This is a genomic window from Microvirga roseola, from assembly GCF_020866965.1.
GTDB classification, from domain to species: Bacteria; Pseudomonadota; Alphaproteobacteria; order Rhizobiales; family Beijerinckiaceae; genus Microvirga; species Microvirga roseola.
Genome location: NZ_JAJATX010000020.1, coordinates 14760 through 31764, shown reverse-complemented (window position 1 = coordinate 31764; position 17005 = coordinate 14760). Strand labels below are relative to the sequence as shown.

Annotated in this window: 17 protein-coding genes and 1 pseudogene; 10 read left to right on the top strand and 8 right to left on the bottom strand. The window is 62.0% G+C overall.

Features of this window, described 5'->3' with window-relative positions; genetic code table 11:
• Positions 1-304 precede the first annotated feature (304 nt).
• A complete protein-coding gene (locus LG661_RS13340) occupies positions 305-1909 on the bottom strand; it encodes a sensor histidine kinase (RefSeq protein ID WP_322098865.1) in 1605 nt (534 codons plus the stop codon).
• 280 nt (positions 1910-2189) lie between these two features.
• Between LG661_RS13340 and LG661_RS13335 the strand changes: the two genes are divergently transcribed.
• Positions 2190-2804 carry an undecaprenyl diphosphate synthase family protein gene (locus LG661_RS13335; protein ID WP_230532393.1) on the top strand — a complete coding sequence of 205 codons (615 nt, stop codon included), beginning with the start codon at positions 2190-2192 and terminating at the stop codon, positions 2802-2804.
• An 82-nt stretch (positions 2805-2886) separates the two neighbouring features.
• On the opposite strand, the gene LG661_RS13330 is transcribed toward LG661_RS13335, so the two are convergent.
• Positions 2887-3081 (bottom strand): hypothetical protein, encoded by a 195-nt coding sequence (locus LG661_RS13330; protein ID WP_230532392.1) that lies wholly within the window; start codon positions 3079-3081, stop codon positions 2887-2889.
• 368 nt (positions 3082-3449) lie between these two features.
• On the opposite strand from LG661_RS13330, the gene LG661_RS13325 reads away from it, so the two are divergent.
• The 3 genes from LG661_RS13325 to LG661_RS13315 all read left to right on the top strand — a co-directional run bounded on the left by LG661_RS13325 (position 3450) and on the right by LG661_RS13315 (position 5326).
• Positions 3450-3692, top strand: coding sequence for a hypothetical protein (locus LG661_RS13325; protein WP_230532391.1), 243 nt, complete (start codon positions 3450-3452; stop codon positions 3690-3692).
• Between the two features lie 194 nt (positions 3693-3886).
• Complete coding sequence (locus LG661_RS25100; RefSeq protein ID WP_268995459.1) at positions 3887-4180, top strand: helix-turn-helix domain-containing protein; 294 nt, start codon at positions 3887-3889, stop codon at positions 4178-4180.
• A 138-nt stretch (positions 4181-4318) separates the two neighbouring features.
• Positions 4319-5326, top strand: a complete 1008-nt coding sequence (locus LG661_RS13315; RefSeq protein ID WP_230532390.1) for a zinc-dependent alcohol dehydrogenase family protein — start codon at positions 4319-4321, stop codon at positions 5324-5326.
• A gap of 293 nt (positions 5327-5619) precedes the next feature.
• Here LG661_RS13315 and LG661_RS13310 read toward each other — a convergent pair whose 3' ends face one another.
• Positions 5620-5883: a hypothetical protein gene (locus LG661_RS13310; protein ID WP_230532389.1), complete on the bottom strand. Its 264-nt coding sequence runs from the start codon at positions 5881-5883 to the stop codon at positions 5620-5622.
• Positions 5884-6022: 139 nt separating this feature from the next.
• Positions 6023-6343, bottom strand: a pseudogene (locus tag LG661_RS13305) (DDE-type integrase/transposase/recombinase); the annotation flags it as partial.
• Positions 6344-6357: 14 nt separating this feature from the next.
• Between LG661_RS13305 and LG661_RS25410 the strand changes: the two are divergent.
• Entirely contained in the window at positions 6358-6519 is a 162-nt protein-coding gene (locus tag LG661_RS25410; RefSeq protein ID WP_407666711.1) for a BA14K family protein, read from the top strand.
• Positions 6520-7356: 837 nt separating this feature from the next.
• Here LG661_RS25410 and LG661_RS13300 read toward each other — a convergent pair.
• Genes LG661_RS13300 through LG661_RS13285 form a run of 4 tightly spaced genes read right to left on the bottom strand, consistent with a single transcriptional unit; the run spans position 7357 to position 10639 of the window.
• Positions 7357-8109, bottom strand: a complete 753-nt coding sequence (locus tag LG661_RS13300) for a FadR/GntR family transcriptional regulator (RefSeq protein ID WP_230532388.1) — start codon at positions 8107-8109, stop codon at positions 7357-7359.
• Positions 8110-8113: 4 nt separating this feature from the next.
• Entirely contained in the window at positions 8114-8854 is a 741-nt protein-coding gene (locus LG661_RS13295; RefSeq protein ID WP_230532387.1) for an SDR family NAD(P)-dependent oxidoreductase, read from the bottom strand.
• A gap of 16 nt (positions 8855-8870) precedes the next feature.
• On the bottom strand, positions 8871-9641 hold the full coding sequence (locus LG661_RS13290) for an SDR family oxidoreductase (RefSeq protein ID WP_230532386.1): 771 nt from the start codon (positions 9639-9641) through the stop codon (positions 8871-8873).
• Entirely contained in the window at positions 9638-10639 is a 1002-nt protein-coding gene (locus LG661_RS13285; RefSeq protein ID WP_230532385.1) for an NAD(P)H-quinone oxidoreductase, read from the bottom strand. Before LG661_RS13285 ends, LG661_RS13290 begins: the two co-directional genes overlap by 4 nt.
• A gap of 209 nt (positions 10640-10848) precedes the next feature.
• Here LG661_RS13285 and LG661_RS13280 point away from each other — a divergent pair, with 209 nt between their 5' ends.
• The 5 genes from LG661_RS13280 to LG661_RS13260 all read left to right on the top strand — a co-directional run bounded on the left by LG661_RS13280 (position 10849) and on the right by LG661_RS13260 (position 17005).
• Positions 10849-12063 carry an ABC transporter substrate-binding protein gene (locus LG661_RS13280; protein ID WP_230532384.1) on the top strand — a complete coding sequence of 405 codons (1215 nt, stop codon included), beginning with the start codon at positions 10849-10851 and terminating at the stop codon, positions 12061-12063.
• A 93-nt stretch (positions 12064-12156) separates the two neighbouring features.
• Positions 12157-13029: a branched-chain amino acid ABC transporter permease gene (locus tag LG661_RS13275; RefSeq protein ID WP_230532383.1), complete on the top strand. Its 873-nt coding sequence runs from the start codon at positions 12157-12159 to the stop codon at positions 13027-13029.
• A 4-nt stretch (positions 13030-13033) separates the two neighbouring features.
• Positions 13034-14869 (top strand): branched-chain amino acid ABC transporter ATP-binding protein/permease, encoded by a 1836-nt coding sequence (locus tag LG661_RS13270; protein WP_230532382.1) that lies wholly within the window; start codon positions 13034-13036, stop codon positions 14867-14869.
• Entirely contained in the window at positions 14853-15557 is a 705-nt protein-coding gene (locus tag LG661_RS13265; protein WP_230532381.1) for an ABC transporter ATP-binding protein, read from the top strand. Before LG661_RS13270 ends, LG661_RS13265 begins: the two co-directional genes overlap by 17 nt.
• A gap of 14 nt (positions 15558-15571) precedes the next feature.
• Positions 15572-17005, top strand: coding sequence for an aldehyde dehydrogenase family protein (locus tag LG661_RS13260; RefSeq protein WP_230532380.1), 1434 nt, complete (start codon positions 15572-15574; stop codon positions 17003-17005).

Genomic DNA, 17005 nt, shown 5'->3' with positions numbered 1-17005 from the left:
TCTTCTGCCAAAGCGTTTTGACACGACCAAGACCTAGACCTGACTTTAGCTGGTCCGCGATCATATGCTTTGTACGTTACACGATCTCCGCGAGCGTTCTGGCGTCAGCGGTCCTCCAAGTGCATTTCAGTGTTCGGAACCCTGCCAGGCCGGGCAAATCGCCAGCTTGGACTGGTTCGTTGCTGGCTCGCCACCTGACGCGCCGACCGTGTCTTCCGAAGACACTCGAACGCACCTTCATCAGGCTCCATGAAGGGCATGACGTGCAACTCGCGGACGCTTTTTCCCATTTGAAAGACTAAGCTCACCTGCTTTGGCAGCCGCAGTAGGTTGCCTGACATCCGCACGTCATGAGACGAGCCTTCCCCATCTTCCTCGGCTGGACGAAAATTGAACCCACCAGCGGTGCCCTCACAGAGCAGATCACCCCCGTGGGCTCGAAGGTCAGCTCGACCTCACCGGATAGCTCGTTAGCCAGCATCCTCTCGATCAACCGCGTGCCGAACCCTTTGCGGTTGGGAGGCGTCACTGTAGGGCCATCCCGCTCCTGCCAGCGCATGGCCAAATGCGGGGGATCACCAGGTGTTACCCTCCAAGTAACAGCAACCCGGCCTTCAGGGGTCGACAGTGCTCCATACTTCGCTGCATTGGTTGCAAGCTCATGCACTGCCATGGCCAGTGCAAGGGCTGTGCTTGGAGGCAGGGCAATGGCCGATCCGTCGATCTCGATGCGGGAGCCAAGCCGGCGATAGGGGTCGAGCACCTCCTCGATGATCTCCCCCAACTCCGCCTTCTCCCAGTTCTCCCGGGTCAGCACGTCGTGGGCACGCGCCAGGGCGAACAGGCGCTCCTCGAAGGTCTTGGTGCTGGGCTGGTCCTCCTTGCTGATGCCTCGAAAGCTTTGGGCGGCAAGGGACTGTACGGTCGCGAGCGTGTTCTTGACCCGGTGGTTGAGCTCATTGATGAGAATGCGCTGATGCTCCTGTGCCTTCTTCTCGGCGCTGATCTCCCGCACCTCGATGATCGTGCCGATCGTATTGGCGTCAGCATCACAGATAGGGCTTGCCGTAAAAGCCACAGGATAGAAGCTGCCGTCCTTGTGAACGAACACCTCCTCTCCCTGCATCTGATTGTCCTCCGGGAACGCGCGATCAATAGGGCACTCCTCCAGGGGAAAGTGACTGCCGTCAGGACGGGTGTGATGGATCACGTCATGGAGGGGACGGCCTTGCACCTCCTCTAGAGTATAACCAGTCATCTTCTCGGCCGCGGCATTCATGTAGACACATTGTTGCTTGTCATCCATGAGGAAGATCGACACCGAGGCATTGTTCAACACGGCATTCAGGCGCCGCTGGGTCTCAATGAGCCGGGCATCCGTCCGATGGTGGGTCACGTCGTTGCACAACGCCAGTACCCCACCGACTCCGCTTGGCCGAGTGCTGTCATCAATGGGGCTGTAGCCGTAGGTCCACCACACGTCCTCCTGTCGGCCGTGGCGCGTCACCGGCACGAGCTGCTCCTCCTGCCAGGTCGCTCCTTTGCCGGCCATCACGTACTCGATCTGCGGACCAATGGTGTCCCAGATCTCTGCCCAGCAATCCCGTCCGCGCTGGCCCAGGCCACCGGGGTGGCGCTCCGGACCCATGATCTGGCGGTACGCGTCGTTGTAGAACTGGATGAGGTCGTCCCCCCACCAGATGAATACCGGATGATGGGTGCTGAGCATCAGGCGCACGCTGGTCTTGAGCGTCTGCGGCCATGAAGCCGGCGGCCCGAGGGGTGTGGATGCCCAGTCATAGGCTCGGATGAGTTCGCCCATCTCGCCGCCACCGCGCAGAAAGTCCTCTTTGCCACTGCTCGTGCTCGGGCGTGCAGCCGGCATCAGTTGGCTCAGTACGTCGCTCATGTGGGATCGGTTTTTCGATGAGAGGGTGTTGTGTCGGTGTGGTAAACTAGGTGTCTATTCCCGTCTTTTCAAACCTCACATTGCCAAGGCCTGCTCCCGTTCCACACATGGGTAATGAAATTACGACGTCCGCTCATGTTTGCGGAAGGCCGCTAAATTTAACGAGGCCTGAGCCTAAGAGGGAGCAAGCTCCTGCCCGGGAGGGACATCAGCCATCATAGTCGCTGGAAGCGGAGCAAAGGTGAGCTACGGTGGTCGCAAAAGCCACGGAGATCACAGAATGGCGACGCGATCACTTCCAAAGCATGTCGGCTTCATTCCGGATGGCAACCGGCGCTGGGCCGTCGGTCGTGGACTGCCCAAGGAGCAGGGCTATCAGTTCGGTATTGAACCTGGGCTGGCTTTGTTCGAAATGTGCAAGAGTATCGGCATCCCAGAGGTCTCCGTCTATTGCTTCACTCAGGACAACACCAAGAGACCACCGCCCCAAATCCAGGCATTCCGTTCAGCTTGCATGACATTTGCTGAGGAAATTACCCGTCGCGGGGCTGCCCTGCTGGTCGTCGGCAATGAAAATTCCGGGCTGTTTCCTCCTGAGCTTCGGACGTTCCGAGCCCGCCAGGGGAGCGGGATGAAGGTCAACCTGCTGATGAACTACGATTGGGAGTGGGACCTATCCGGTCTGCGGGAGGGAAGCATCCGGTCTCACGATGTTTCCAGGCTCGACCTGATCGTCCGGTGGGGCGGTGGACGGCGGCTGAGCGGGTTCCTGCCTGTGCAATCTGTCTATGCCGACTTCTACATTGTCGATGATTACTGGCCCGATTTCAAACCTGACCACTTCGATCAAGCTCTAAGCTGGTTCAGAGAACAGGATCAGACCTTGGGAGGATAAGGTGTAAGAATGTCGTGGCTGGAGGTGACGCAGATGTCCCTCCTTTGGGTTGTCCCGATGACGGCATTGTCCGCCTGATCTCTCACCTTTCGGCTTGTTCCTCTTCTTCCTCGGTAAGCAAGTCATCGAGATGGTCTGCCAAATCAAGAACCTGCTCGGAAACAGCATGATAGACGACGACATCGCCTGACCTGTCCTCCATCCGGATTTGATATTCTCCGTCAACACGAGTGACAGTGATCTTGGCGAGCGACTTTACGATTGGGAACTGAGCCATACGATCCTCCATGAGATAGCCCGAACGAGTGCAGTCAAAAGCCGGAATTGCTCCTAAGCGGTCCCGGCTCATTCTCGAATTGACTGCGACGGGTCAGCCAATCTGCTCAATGATGATCGCGCGTATCTCTTCGCGCGTCAGACCACTCGGTTGTGGCTTTTGCCGAGGGAGTAGCTTAGGAGGCTCCTTTTTCGGCAGTGGTCCTGAGAGTGCCCTTGCAGGCTTGAATTGGGGCTGAGATTGCATGGTGTCCTTGAGCGGCTACGGCCTTGGCCGCGCGGCTTTTGTTGCTTGTTGATGGAATTGAGAACGGGACAACGAGCGGCAGGTCATATGGTTCCGCTTGTGGGCAGACATTTAGGTGACTGATGAAAATGCGTGATTTGACTGAAAAGCAGTTTGTGGCCGCGATGGCGCGGAACGGGTTTATCAAGGACAACAACCTGCTCTACGGCTTCCGTCATCCTGATGTTCCAGAGGTGATGTTCATGACCATGCTGATCCAGGCCAGCGGCTATCGGGGAGCCCTGAAATCCGCACTGGAGAGGCTCAAGATGAGCCAGATCGAAACGGCTGAAAGCCGCAAGAACGGTAGGGCGAAAGCTGCTTAGCGCCCGCCTGTCCACCAGGAACCCTGCCTCCGCCCGCCCGTTGCCCCATGCTCACCCATAGAGGCCGTGATGATCTGCCCATTCTGCAAACAGGATGTAGACGATCCCTGCCACAACACGGTGGAGATGCAGCAGCGGGCCAGCAACCACGTGGATCGTTGCAATGAGGCTCTCAAGAGCCTCAGAGGCGTGGTGTGGGGCTGAAGTTTCGTGGGAGCCTACGAAGCAATCTTAACTTCGAGTGCGCGGCAGATGCGCGCAGCTGTCTCTTCCGGTTCGATCCCAGTCGTGTACCAGTCGAGCACAGTTATGTAGAGGTCACCTCGCGCCCGCTCGTACCGGTGCCGCTCGGCGCCAAGCTCTTGAAGGTCACGCCCAAGGCTGTTGATCTGATGCTGGCCCAGCTGAGAGGGGCACGACCTCGAGAGTTGACTGGACATTCGCGCTACCGGGCATGGGGCATCGTCTTAAGCCTATCCGGAAGGTGATCTCGCCTGCGCTCCCCGATGGATCGAACAGGCGTCCGGGCCGTTATGCGGGTGTCGTACCGAGGCCCACCAGCAGACATGCTCTGACGGGTTGGCCACAAGGCCCCCGCGATCCATCAGGACACTTGGAGAGAGACGGTGAAAGGGATCACGTTGCGCACCCCCGGCGGTCTCGATCGGCTCGAGCTGATCGACATGCCCGATCCCGGCGCTCCCGGCCCGGGTGAGGTCCGGGTCAGGGTGCACGCGAGCTCGCTCAACTACCACGACTACGGTGTCGTGAGCGGACGGATGGCGACGGAAGATGGGCGTATTCCGATGTCCGACGGCGCGGGCGTCGTTGAGGCGGTGGGCGAGGGCGTCACCGAGTTCAAGGACGGAGACCCTGTGGTTTCCTGCTTCTTCCCGGACTGGCACGAGGGACCGCCAACCGTGTCCGACTTCTCGACCACGCCTGGCGACGGGGTCGACGGCTATGCCCGGGAGGTGGTGGTGCGGCCGGCAACCTGGTTCACCCACACGCCGGTTAACTTCAGCCATGCCGAGGCGGCCACTCTCACGACAGCCGGACTAACTGCCTGGCGTGCCCTGGTGGTCATTGGTGGGCTCAAGGCCGGCGATGTGGTGCTGGTGCTCGGCACCGGCGGAGTATCGGTCTTCGCCCTGCAACTCGCGAAGGCGATGGGTGCGACGGTTATTGCCACCTCATCCTCCGACGAGAAGCTGGAGCGGGTCCGCGCCTTGGGCGCCGATCACACCATCAACTACCGCAAGCACGAGGACTGGGGCGTACGGGCGCGGGGCTGGACCGGCGGACGCGGCATCGACCATGTGGTGGAGGTGGGCGGCCCGGGGACGCTGGCTCAATCGATCGCGGCGGTGCGTATCGGCGGGCACATCTCGCTGATCGGCGTGCTGACCGGCCGCGCCGGCGAAGTCCCAACTGGCGCCCTGATGGCGAAGCAGGTCCGGCTTCAAGGCCTGATCGTCGGCAATCGGCGCCAGCAGATGGACTTCGTGCGGGCCCTTGAGGCCACAGGCCTGCGGCCGGTGATCGATCGCAGCTTTGGCCTGACCGAGATTGCCGAGGCCTTCCGGTACGAGGCGTCAGGAGCCCATTTCGGCAAGATCTGCCTCGAATTCTGAACCATCTCGGCACATCTCCCGTTTGACCGTCCCAGAAGGCCTCTGCCATGGCGTGCGAAGATTTCGCGGCCAGGTTTCATGGACGAGCAGGCCCGGCTCGCTGTACCGCGAGCGGATGCTCAGGTACCTGGGATGTTGCTATCGGCACGGGCTGTCCTGGGACGAGGCCAAAGGGCAGATGCAGGTCTTCCTGCACCAGCGCGGCGTGCCGCAGCAGGGCATCGCAAGCAGTTGGCGCTTGCCAAGCCGCTCCTCCAGCCTGGCTCGACTGGAGAGACGCCAGCAAGGTCTGCCTACAGGTTGTTCCCGCCAAAGCCGGGCTGAGGCGGCGCAGCGCCTACCCGCGCGGGATCTGTGCCCTGCGAGGCATCACCGGCAGGCTTGGCTTCGCTAGGATCCGACAGCTCATGACTGACAGGCTCACGCGGCGGCTGTCCATCATGCGCAGGAGGTCCGAGCACCAAGGTGCCGCCCATGTACGAGGGTGGATCGCTGGCCGGGAAGGAATACTCTGACCCTGCATCCACCAGATCGTCTTCTTCCTTGCGTGCGCTCATCGCCAATCACCTGTGCTCGTGCCTGCCCCTCTGTCGGAGCCAATGCAGTGGAAGCCGGGATGTTCTGGCGGCGCGTCAATTGGCATTCTGTCGCAAATCCGGAACAGGAACGAGAAAGTAGCAGTGTATCGTGCGGCACTCATGCGGCGAGCAGGTGAAACTGCTCGGCGAGCAATCGCTGCCGATTGCAGGCATATTTCGCCTGCTGTTTGCGCAGCATATGGATCAACTCGATGCCACCTAAGATCACGCGGCCACTGTCGACGGACTTGAAGCCGAGCATCGATCGCACACGGCGTTTGAAAGCGCGGTGATGCTGCTCGATGCAGTTATTGAGGTATTGACTCTGCCGGATCCTGATCGGCTTGAGCCTGCGTCTTGAACGGTCCTGCAGTCGGCTCTCGGCATCCCACGACAGGATGGCTTCCCGATTGGTCTGGCTGCCATCGATGACGGGATACCAACTGCGCCGAGATCTTCGCTGGTATCGTTGGAGCTATTGCCGGAGCAGCAGCAGCAACCGCAGCGAACAACAAAGCGAATGCCGTTGCCTGTTGCGAGAGCCGCTTTCGCTCCTACGATCGCCGGACCGGAACCTATCTCGGCTACGATGGTCTGCGGCATCCCTGGCCTTAGCAACAAGACTGCAATCGAAGAAAAAGCCCCTCACGTTCTGCCGGGGGAGGGGCCCGGTAACAGCCTGTTAACCATTTGTTAACCACATTGGCGGAACCATGGCTTGGCTGATCCGGCTCGAGAGATCGGTTCTTCTCCTCACGAAGCGGACGAGGCGCGGATGTGCCGCCTCGTTCACCTCGGGGACCAATTCAAGTGCGTTTACGATCCCGTAACTATAATCCTAACGAATATTGATCCGATCCGGCCCAGTGGCGTTTCACCTTGGCCTGAACGGAAGGGGGCTGCCTATGACAATTCTCGATCCAATCTCCGGCACGTTGGTAAAAATCGAGGTTCCGATCAGACCTCGCCGGTGATCGATTAGCTGACGCTTGTCTGCCGCTCACGTCAGCACCCGCCGCAATACGCCCCATCTGGTGAGAATGCTTCGAGCCTCTCCCGGATCATCCGTGCCGGCAAACGGCACGCCCTGGTCTCGGCATCATGCGGCAAATGCCTCCTGCTCCTCCGTCATGGTTTCGCCCTGGCGTTTCAACTCTAGGGCATGCAGGTACCCGCCGGGACCAGTGAACAGGAAATCGGACCATCCCCGCTGCACACCCATAGCCTTCTTGTCTCACTGATCAGGGTGCCAAATGTATGGTCCGGCCGTGCTCGCAAGATGGGGAGCATGAGGTTCTGTGGGGCAATCATGCAGCTACCCGTCTGTGGCCCCTGTCATTGTCGTTCGTCATACTCGGGTACCAGTGCTCGAATGCAGCGCGCAGCAAACAACCAAGGGCTCTGGTTCTTTTCTGCAGAAGCGGATGGGAGTGCCGTCTACCGGTGGAGCGATTACGGCTCGAGATAGAGGGCGAGCCTCGCGGCGGCGTTTCTCAAGTGGGTTTCTGCGGCGGCACGTGCGGTGGGTGCATCTTTCCGCAGGATAGCGTTGAAGATGGCCTGGTGCTCCGCTTGAACGGCCTGGGTCATGCCTCCCAAGCGCGCTGTGTTGGCGCGGGCCGTGCGAATAAAGTTACGGACGCGTCGGTCAAGGAAGTCGGACAGATCCCGAAAGAAAGGATTGCCTGTAGCCTCGACAATGGACCGGTGGAAGGCGAGGTCTTCCTCAACACCTGGTTCGCCGCGCTCGACGGCAGCCTCCATAGCGTCGAGCTGGGCTTGAATGCTCTTCAAATCCTCCTCGGATCGGCGCGTAGCGGCGTGCTCGGTGGCCGTCGCTTCAACCGCCATCAGAAGCTCGATGATGTTCCTGATCTCCTCCTTGTTGGAGAAGTCTGTCACCTCAAGGCGGAATACGGCGACTGCACTGGGGTCGGCGACGAACGCGCCTGCACCTTGGCGGGTCACGACGAGCCCGTCGTGCTTGAGCCGTCCGATCGCCTCGCGCACGGTCGGGCGGCTCACGCCGTAGGTTTCCGAAATCTGCTGCTCGGTCGGCAGCTTTTCGCCAGGCTGCAGGCGGCCGGAGACGATCTCTTCCTTCAGCCGCAGGGCCAGGGTGTCGGCGAGCGACGGGCCGCGCCCGATGATGTCTCGCGGCGCGGATGCCGAACGATGCTCGGTAGACTTGGCTGCTCTGCTCATCGGTTCAGCTTCCTATGTATAGTCCGCCGTTGATGTGGACGGACTCCCCGGTCACGAAACTCGCCCAATCCGAGCAGAGAAAGGCGACAACGCGCGCGACCTCCTCAGGCTGACCGAGACGTTTCAACGGGGTCTGTTCGATCAGTTGCGGGCCGCGCGCCCGAAGAAGAGGCTGCACCATCGGGCCGTCGATCAGTCCTGGCGAGACGGCATTGACCCGGACGCGCGGCGCAAGCTCCAGGGCCAGCGACCGCGAGAATGTCAGCACGGCTCCCTTGGCGGCGGCATAATGCGAATGCATGTAGCTGCCCTTGTGACCCGCCATGGAGGCGATATTTACGATGGCGGCACCGTCGCTTAGATATGGGATCGCCGCCCGGCACGTGTAGAACACGCCGGTGAGATTGACGTCTAGCGACTGCCGCCATTGCTCGTCCGTCATGTCGTGGACCATCTGGTCCCGATAGATCCCGGCGCTGGTCACCACGGCATCGACCGCTCCGAAGCGCTCCTTGGCGGCGGCAAGGCACCGGTCCGCATCGGTGGAAACGGCGGCATCCTGCCGGAGGCCGATGGCGCGCTCACCGGCGGGATCAAGTTCATGGGCGAAAGCCTTGACGCCGGGCTCGTCGAGATCGGTCAGGACGCAGGATGCGCCGAGGTCGAAGAAAAGCCTTGCGATCGCCCGGCTGATGGTTCCGTTGGCGCCCGTGAGGAAGAGAGTGCTTCCGGCGAAGTCGAACATGCTTGGGCTCTGCCTCTTATGTCATGAGCCAGCCACCGGCCACGTCGCAGACCTGACCCGTCACGAAGGCTGCACTGTCCGAGGTGAGGAACAGGCAGGTATTCGCCACGTCTTCAGGGGTGCCGAGGCGGCGCAGCGGCGTGGCGAGGCGGGCGGCCTCGTTGGCCTCGGGCGCCGTTCCCCGCACCAGGGGCGTATCGATGCGACCCGGCGCAACGGCGTTGACCGTTATTCCGTAGGGGCCGAGCTCACCCGCGAGATGCTTCGTGAAACCAATGAGCGCAGCCTTGGAGGCGGCATAATGAATGCCGACGATGTCGCAGAACGTCTTGCCCGCCACCGACGAGAGGCTGACGATCCGGCCGCGGCCAAGCTCGCGCATGCCGGGCACGACCGCACGCATGCCGTTGAACGCGCCCGTTAGGTTGACGTCGAGTACGCGGCGCCACTCATCCGGGCTCATCTCCCAGGCGAGCGCCCGCTTTCCGTCAGCTCCTGTCTTTGGGGATATCCCCGCGTTGTTGACGAGGATGTCGATGGTCCCCAGCGTCTCCGAAATGCGGCGGCAGGCTTCCGCAACGGCCCGGTCGTCCGCGACGTCGGCCGACAGCGCTATCACGTCATAGCCGCGCTCGCGGGCGGCGGATGCAGCTTCCTCCGCGAGGGCAGGATCGTGGTCGAGATAGGCGACACGGACCCCGGCGGTGGCATGGGCATCGGCGATTGCGCGCCCGATCCCGCGCCCGGCGCCGGTGACCAGGGCGACATGGCCACCATGAGAATTCATCGGCGGATCTCCAGCATGATCTTGCCCAGGTGCGCGCTCGATTCCATCAGCTCATGAGCTTCGCGTGCCTGTTCGAGTGGGAAGGTAGCATGCACGACGGGCCGGACAGCTCCCTTTTCGAGGAGAGGCCACACGTTTTGGCGCAGGGAATCGGCGATCTTGGCCTTTAGCTCGACGGAACGCGGGCGCAGCGTTGAGCCCGTGACCGTTAGGCGGCGCGTCATAACAGGCAAGAAGTCGATCTCGACCTTGCTCGACTGGAGAAACGCGATTTGAACCAAGCGGCCTTCCAGGGCGAGAACCGAAATGTTGCGTGCGATATAGGGGCCGCCGACCATGTCCAGAATGACGTTCACGCCGCGTCCATCGGTGAGCCTCTGCACCTGCTCGACGAAATCCTGCGTGCGGTAGTCGATGGCTTCATCGGCGCCGAGCAAACGGCAAAAGTCGCATTTCTCGGCGGAGCCGGCGGTCGCGTAGACCGTGGCCCCGGCCTGCTTGGCGAGTTGGATCGCCGTGGAACCGATTCCGCTCGAGCCGCCATGCACCAGGATCGTCTCTCCGGCGGCCAGGCGGCCGCGCGTGAAGACGTTGTCGTAAACGGTGTAGTAGTTCTCAGGCAGCCCGCCCGCTTCCAGCAAAGACAGCGGAGCGGGAATGGAGAGGCACAGAGCCGAATCTGCCACGCAGTATTCGGCATAGCCACCGCTCGCGACGAGAGCGCAGACCTCATCACCCATGCCGAAGCCGCTCACGCCGTCGCCGATTGCCACGATGCGGCCCGAGACCTCAAGGCCGGGGACATCAGTTGCACCGAGGGGAGGGGGATAGCCGCCTGCACGCTGGAGGCAATCCGGCCGATTCACGCCGGCCGCCGCGACTTCGATGAGCACCTGCCCGGCGCCAGGACTCGGCACGGGTGCGATTTCCACACGGATTACCTCCGGTCCGCCCGCACCTTCGAAACGGACCTGCCGCATTGTTTCGGGAATGGCCATGTTTAAGCGTTTCCTCACGTTTTCCGTCAAGTTCTCTGCAGCCGGTTGAGCCCGCCTGTCCACTCGATCCAAGGACTAACAATTTTCTACTTGTCAGGCAACTTGGTTATCTGCAGTATTTGCCAGCCGGACGAACATGCCGGTCGGATGTGCCGTACGGCGCTGCTCGCAAAGAGGCCACCACAACAGGGAGCCTCAGGGAGGAAACGATGAAGGTAGTTATGAAGGCGGCGGTTGCTGCCGGTTTGGCGCTGGGTGCGTCTCAAGCTTTCGCTCAAGAAACCGTCAAGGTTGGAGCGCTGTATCCGTTCTCTGGTGGTCTCGCCCTTCTCGGAGACGAGAGCTTCCGTGGACTGGAGCTCGCTATCGAGGAGCGTAATGCTGCTGGCGGCCTCAACGGAAAGAAGATCGAGCTCGTCAAAGGCGACGCCGTCGATCCCAACCAGGCCGTCGGCGAAGCGCGCCGCCTGACCTCGGTGGAAAAGGTACCGGTGATCTTCGGGACCTACTCGTCCTCGCTGTCTCTCGCCGCTTCTCAGGTCGCCGAACTGGCGGGCATTCCCTACTTCGAACTGGGGGCGATTTCGGACCCGATCACGGAGCGCGGCTTCAAATACGTCTGCCGCACTAATCCGACTTCGAAGGATTTTGCGAACCGGATGGTCGATTCCATCATAGAGGCCGTCGCTCCCGGGCTCAATGCGGACCCGAAGAGTCTCAAGATCGGCATCATCCATGAGGATTCTCTCTACGGGCAGACCGTTTCCGGCTTCCAGCAGGCCCGTGCGAAGGAAAAGAGCCTGAACGTCGTCGAGACGCTGCCCTACTCGGCCAAGTCGGTCGATCTCACGCCGGTGATTCTCCGCCTCAAATCCGCAGGCGCCGATGTGGTCCTTCAGACCTCGTATCAGAACGACACGGTTCTGTTCTTCCGTCAGATGAAGGACCAGGGCTTCAAGCCAAAGGCGGTGATCGGCGCCGGCGGCGGCTACTCGACACGTGACACGGCTCAGGCCGTCGGAACCGAGAACATCGAGGGCGCGCTCAACGTCGACTTCCCGCAGTACCGCACGAATCCGCAGGCTGCTCCGGGCATCGACGAGTTCGTGAAGAAGTATCAGGCGAAGTACGGCACCGCTCCGCGCTCCGGCCACAGCCTTACCAACTACATGGGCGCGAATGTCTTCCTCGACGCCATGGCTGCCGCCAAGGACCTCAAGGGCGACGCGATCAAGGAAGCTGTCATGAAGGTGGATATTCCTGTCGGCAGGACCGCAACCGGCTGGGGCGTGAAGTTCAACGAAAATTGCCAGAACACCCGGGTCAGCCCCTTCCTGATGCAGTGGCAGGGCGGCGAACTCGTGACCGTGTTCCCGGCTGAAGCCGCCGTTGCGAAGATGAAGACGGGCATCGGCACCAACTGATCCCCGCCGCGGTCGCGGCCTCCGGAACACAGTGGTTCCGGAGGCCGCCTTTTCATCTCCCAGACTTTCCTGCTTGCGTCCCGGAGCTCGTCGATGGACGTCCTCGTACAGCTATTAATCAATGGCATCATGCTCGGCAGCATGTACGCTATCATCAGCGTCGGCCTCACCCTGATCTTCGGGATCGTCCGGGTCGTCAATTTCGCTCACGGCGAGTTCCTGATGGTCGGCATGTACGCCGTCTATCTCCTGGGGGCCTACTGGGGCCTCAATCCTTACGTCTCGGCTGTGCCGGTCATCATCCTGCTCTTTGCGCTAGGCTCCCTGGTGCAGCGGTTCATCATTCAGCCGCTGCTGGGTGCAGACGAGCACATCCAGATCTTTGCAACGGTCGGTCTGTCGACGGCTCTCGTGAACCTGGCCCTGCTCGTCTTCGGGGCGGATCTCTATTCCCTGACTGTCCCGTCTGCGCGGCAGGCCGTTTCAGTGGGCGATTACACGATGCTGACCGGGCAGATCTTCATGCTCGCCTGCGCCGTCATTCTCGTGGCGGGATTGCACTTCTTCATGCAGACAACGGCTCTCGGCCGGGCGATCCGCGCAACGGCGCAGAACCGCAATGCCGCTCTCCTCATGGGCGTGCGCGTCGACCGGATCTACGTCATCACCTTCGGCCTTGGCGCGGCATGCGTCGGACTGGCGAGCGCGCTCCTGATGCCGCTCTACCCGGTGACGCCGACCATCGGCACCTATTTCGTGCTGACGGCCTTCGTCGTGGTGGTGCTCGGCGGAATGCGAAGCATCTACGGCGCTTTCGTCGGCGCGATGATCATCGGCATCGTGGACAGCCTCTCGGGCTATTACATCGCTCCGGACCTCAAGGAAGTGGTGTATTTTGCAATCTTCATCCTCATCCTGATCTTCAAGCCGACGGGCCTCTTCGGGTTCGGCCGCGGTACGGAGTGAAACCATGACCACCAAAGCTTTCGCGCCATCCGCGGCGGTTCCCCGGAAGTCGAGTCCTCTGGCCCGCCTGACCGATCCACGGGTCTATTGCTCGCTTGCGGCGCTTTCGCTCATACTCATAGTTCCTCGCATCATCGACTCGCCGTTCGTCATGCACGTCTTCGTGACGATCTGCGTCTTCGGTGCGCTCTCTACTGCCTGGAACATCGTCGGCGGCTATGCGGGACAGCTGTCGCTAGGCCATACCGTGTTCTACGGCATCGGCGGCTACACGACGGCTCTCCTGATCCAGCACTTCGGCCTGAGCCCCTGGATCGGCATGTGGGCCGGTGCGGCGCTCTCCGTGCTCGTCGGCATCGGAATCGGCTATCCGTGCTTTCGTCTGCGCGGGCCGTTCTTCTCTCTCGCGACCATCGCATTCCTTGAGGTCGTGCGTCTCCTCGCCATCCACTTCCATGGTCTGACCGGCGGAGCGGCGGGCCTTATCGTGCCGCTCAATCTCGGCTGGGAGTGGATGATCTTCCGCGAGAAGTTCAACTATCTCTACATCGCTTTCGGGCTTCTGCTGCTGACGCTGCTCGTCTCCTGGGCAATCCGCAATTCCCGCCTCGGCTTTTATCTGACCGCTGTGCGCGAGCGTGAGGACGCCGCATTGGCTGCCGGCGTCAACAACACCGGAGTGAAGCTCAGGGCCGTCATTGTCTCTGCGGCGCTGACGTCGCTCGTCGGCTCCTTCCATGCCATGTACATGACCTTCCTCGAGCCCGCGACGATGTTCTCGCTCGCGACTGCCATTGAGATCGCGATGTTCTCCCTCATCGGCGGCCTAGGAACGGTCGTCGGGCCGCTCCTTGGCACCGTCCTTGTGGTGCCGATCGCCGAACTGGCCCGCGGTTGGCTCGGCGCTTCCGCCAATGGCCTGCACGGCTTCGTCTATGGCACCGTCCTTGTGATAATCACGTTGACACTGCCAGCCGGTCTCGTCGGAACCTTCGGCCCTCGCGTGGGCCAATGGATCGACCGCCTGCCGGGTGGCGGACGGCGTCAGGACGCTCATGCGGCGCCCGCTTCCCGTCCGATCTCGGGCGAACCGGGCCAGCCGATCCTCGAGGCGAAGGGCCTCGTGATGAAGTTCGGCGGCCTGACGGCGACGGACAACGTCTCTATTACGCTCCGCCGCGGTGAAATCCTCGGAATCATCGGTCCCAACGGCGCGGGCAAGACCACCGTCTTCAACCAGATCTCGGGCTTCCTGAAGCCGACCTCCGGCACGGTTGCCGTAATAGGTCCGGACGGGGCCATGACGAACCCGGCCTCTGCGGACGAATTCTCCCGCCTCGGCATCGGGCGCACATTCCAGATCGTGCAGCCCTTCGGAAAGCTGACGGTGCTCGAAAACATCATGGTTGGCGTATTCATGCGCCACCCGAAGGTGGATGATGCCCGTGCGGCGGCGCTGCGTGTCGCCCGCCTGGTCGGCCTGGAGGACATCAAGGATGTGGAGGCCCGCAATCTTCCCATCGGCGGACTCAAGCGTCTGGAAGTGGCCCGGACGCTGGCGACGGAGCCGTCTATTCTCCTCCTCGACGAGGTCATGGCGGGGCAAAGCCAGTCGGACACGCAGCGGATGGTCAATCTCATCCGCACCATCCGCGATACCGGCGTCACGGTCATCGCAATCGAGCACAACATGCAGGCGATCATGAGCCTCTCGGACCGGATCATCGTAATCGACTCCGGCAAGGTGATCGCCGAAGGCAATCCGCAGGATGTCGTCAAGAACAGGCGCGTGATCGAGGCCTATCTCGGAGAGGACTTCGTCGATGCTCAAGGTATCTAATGTAACGGCAGGCTACGGCCGCACGGTTATCCTCCAGGATATCTCGATCGAGATCGGCCGTGGGGAGGTCGTCACCATTATCGGCTCGAACGGGGCGGGCAAGACGACGCTGCTGCGCACCATCTCAGGCCTGGTGAAGCCGTCGAGCGGAGAAATCGTCTTCGACGGCGAGCGGATCGACCGGCGCGATCCCGCCGATGTCGTCGGGCGCGGTCTAATCATGGTCCCCGAGGCGCGCCAACTGTTTCCTGTCATGACCGTGCGCGATAACGTAATGATGGGCTGCTATCACCCCAACGCACGCGAAGGTGCAGCCCGGCGGTTCGACGAGGTTCTCGACATCTTCCCGAGGGTGAAGGAGCGTCTTGACCAACTGGCAGGCTCCCTGTCGGGTGGCGAACAGCAGATGGTCGCCATCGCGCGCGGCCTCATGGCGTCACCGAAGCTCCTCATGCTGGATGAGCCCTCGCTCGGCCTCGCACCTCTCATCGTGCAGCAGATGTTCGATGTGGTCGACCGGATCTGCCAGATGGGCACGACGGTGCTCCTCGTCGAGCAGAAGGCCTTCCACGCGCTCAAGATCGCGAGCCGGGCCTACGTGATCGAGAACGGCCATATCGCCATGGAAAACACGGGCGCCGGCCTCCTAGCCGATCCGCACATCAAGACTGCGTATCTCGGAATCTAGTGGACAGGACTGACATGCTGCACCGGAACTACATCGGCGGAGAGTGGGTCGAAGGCGCTTCGACGAACCGCAACATCAATCCGTCCAACCTCGACGACGTCGTCGGTGAATACGCCTCCACCGACGCCGCGCAGACCGAGGCCGCCATTGCCGCGGCTCACGCCGCATTCCCGGCTTGGGCGGCATCGAGCCCGGAACTGCGTTCGGACATTCTCGACCGGATCGGTACGGAGCTTCTCGCCCGCAAGGACGAGCTCGGTCGCTTGCTCTCGCGCGAAGAGGGCAAGACGCTGCCGGAAGGCATCGGCGAGGTCGCACGCGCCGGGCGCGTGTTCAAGTTCTTCGCCGGTGAGGCCCTGCGGCTGACGGGAGACCGGCTTGCCTCCGTCCGGCCGGGCGTCGATGTCGAGACAATCCGCGAGCCCGAGGGTGTGGTTGGCCTCATCACGCCGTGGAATTTCCCGATTGCGATCCCTGCCTGGAAAATCGCTCCAGCGCTCGCGTTCGGAAACTGCGTGGTGTTCAAGCCCGCCGAGCTCGTGCCGGGGTCTGCTTGGGCCCTGTCCGAGATCATTGCTCGGGCGGGCGTTCCGGCAGGTGTCTTCAATCTGGTCATGGGGCCGGGCTCCCAGGTCGGCAGCGCCATCGTGAAGTCTCCGCTGGTGCGCGCCGTCAGCTTCACCGGGTCGGTTCCGGTCGGGCGCCGTCTCGCAGGGGATCTTGTGGCGCGAGGCGCGAAGATCCAGCTCGAGATGGGCGGCAAGAATCCTCTCGTCATCCTGGACGACGCGGACCTGAAGGTCGCAGTCGAGTGTGCGGTGAACGGTGCCTTCTTCTCGACAGGCCAGCGCTGCACCGCATCCTCGCGCCTGATCGTGCAGGAGGGAATCCATGACCGCTTCGTGGCGGCCCTGGCCGATCGGATGGCCAGGCTGAAGGTGGATGACGCCCTAAAGGCGGGCACCGACATCGGCCCCGTGGTCAGCCGCTCGCAACTGGAGCAGGATCTCGGTTATGTGGATATCGGCCGTAACGAGGGCGCGAAGGTCGTCGTCGGCGGCGAAGCCCTGAACCGCGACACGCCCGGCTACTACATGTCTCCGGCTCTCCTCACCGAGACAGCCAACGACATGCGGGTCAATCGCGAGGAGATCTTTGGGCCGGTCGCGACCGTCATTCGGGTGTGCGATTACGAAGAAGCTCTCGCCGTCGCCAATGACACCGAGTTCGGCCTGTCCTCCGGCATCTGCACCACGTCCCTCAAGCATGCAAGCGACTTCAAGAAGCGCTCCGCTGCCGGAATGGTGATGGTGAACCTGCCGACGGCCGGTGTCGACTATCACACCCCGTTCGGCGGCCGAAAGGGCAGCTCGTATGGCCCGCGCGAGCAGGGCGCATATGCGCGCGAGTTCTACACGGCGGTGAAGATCGCCTACACGCTCGGGTGA

Coding starts and splice junctions, on each gene's coding strand:
- LG661_RS13340 (WP_322098865.1), bottom strand. CDS start 1,909: ATGAGCGACGTACTGAGCCAACTGATGCCGGCTGCACGCCCGAGCACG.
- LG661_RS13335 (WP_230532393.1), top strand. CDS start 2,190: ATGGCGACGCGATCACTTCCAAAGCATGTCGGCTTCATTCCGGATGGC.
- LG661_RS13330 (WP_230532392.1), bottom strand. CDS start 3,081: ATGGCTCAGTTCCCAATCGTAAAGTCGCTCGCCAAGATCACTGTCACT.
- LG661_RS13325 (WP_230532391.1), top strand. CDS start 3,450: ATGAAAATGCGTGATTTGACTGAAAAGCAGTTTGTGGCCGCGATGGCG.
- LG661_RS13310 (WP_230532389.1), bottom strand. CDS start 5,883: ATGAGCGCACGCAAGGAAGAAGACGATCTGGTGGATGCAGGGTCAGAG.
- LG661_RS13300 (WP_230532388.1), bottom strand. CDS start 8,109: ATGAGCAGAGCAGCCAAGTCTACCGAGCATCGTTCGGCATCCGCGCCG.
- LG661_RS13295 (WP_230532387.1), bottom strand. CDS start 8,854: ATGTTCGACTTCGCCGGAAGCACTCTCTTCCTCACGGGCGCCAACGGA.
- LG661_RS13290 (WP_230532386.1), bottom strand. CDS start 9,641: ATGAATTCTCATGGTGGCCATGTCGCCCTGGTCACCGGCGCCGGGCGC.
- LG661_RS13285 (WP_230532385.1), bottom strand. CDS start 10,639: ATGGCCATTCCCGAAACAATGCGGCAGGTCCGTTTCGAAGGTGCGGGC.
- LG661_RS13280 (WP_230532384.1), top strand. CDS start 10,849: ATGAAGGTAGTTATGAAGGCGGCGGTTGCTGCCGGTTTGGCGCTGGGT.
- LG661_RS13275 (WP_230532383.1), top strand. CDS start 12,157: ATGGACGTCCTCGTACAGCTATTAATCAATGGCATCATGCTCGGCAGC.
- LG661_RS13270 (WP_230532382.1), top strand. CDS start 13,034: ATGACCACCAAAGCTTTCGCGCCATCCGCGGCGGTTCCCCGGAAGTCG.
- LG661_RS13265 (WP_230532381.1), top strand. CDS start 14,853: ATGCTCAAGGTATCTAATGTAACGGCAGGCTACGGCCGCACGGTTATC.
- LG661_RS13260 (WP_230532380.1), top strand. CDS start 15,572: ATGCTGCACCGGAACTACATCGGCGGAGAGTGGGTCGAAGGCGCTTCG.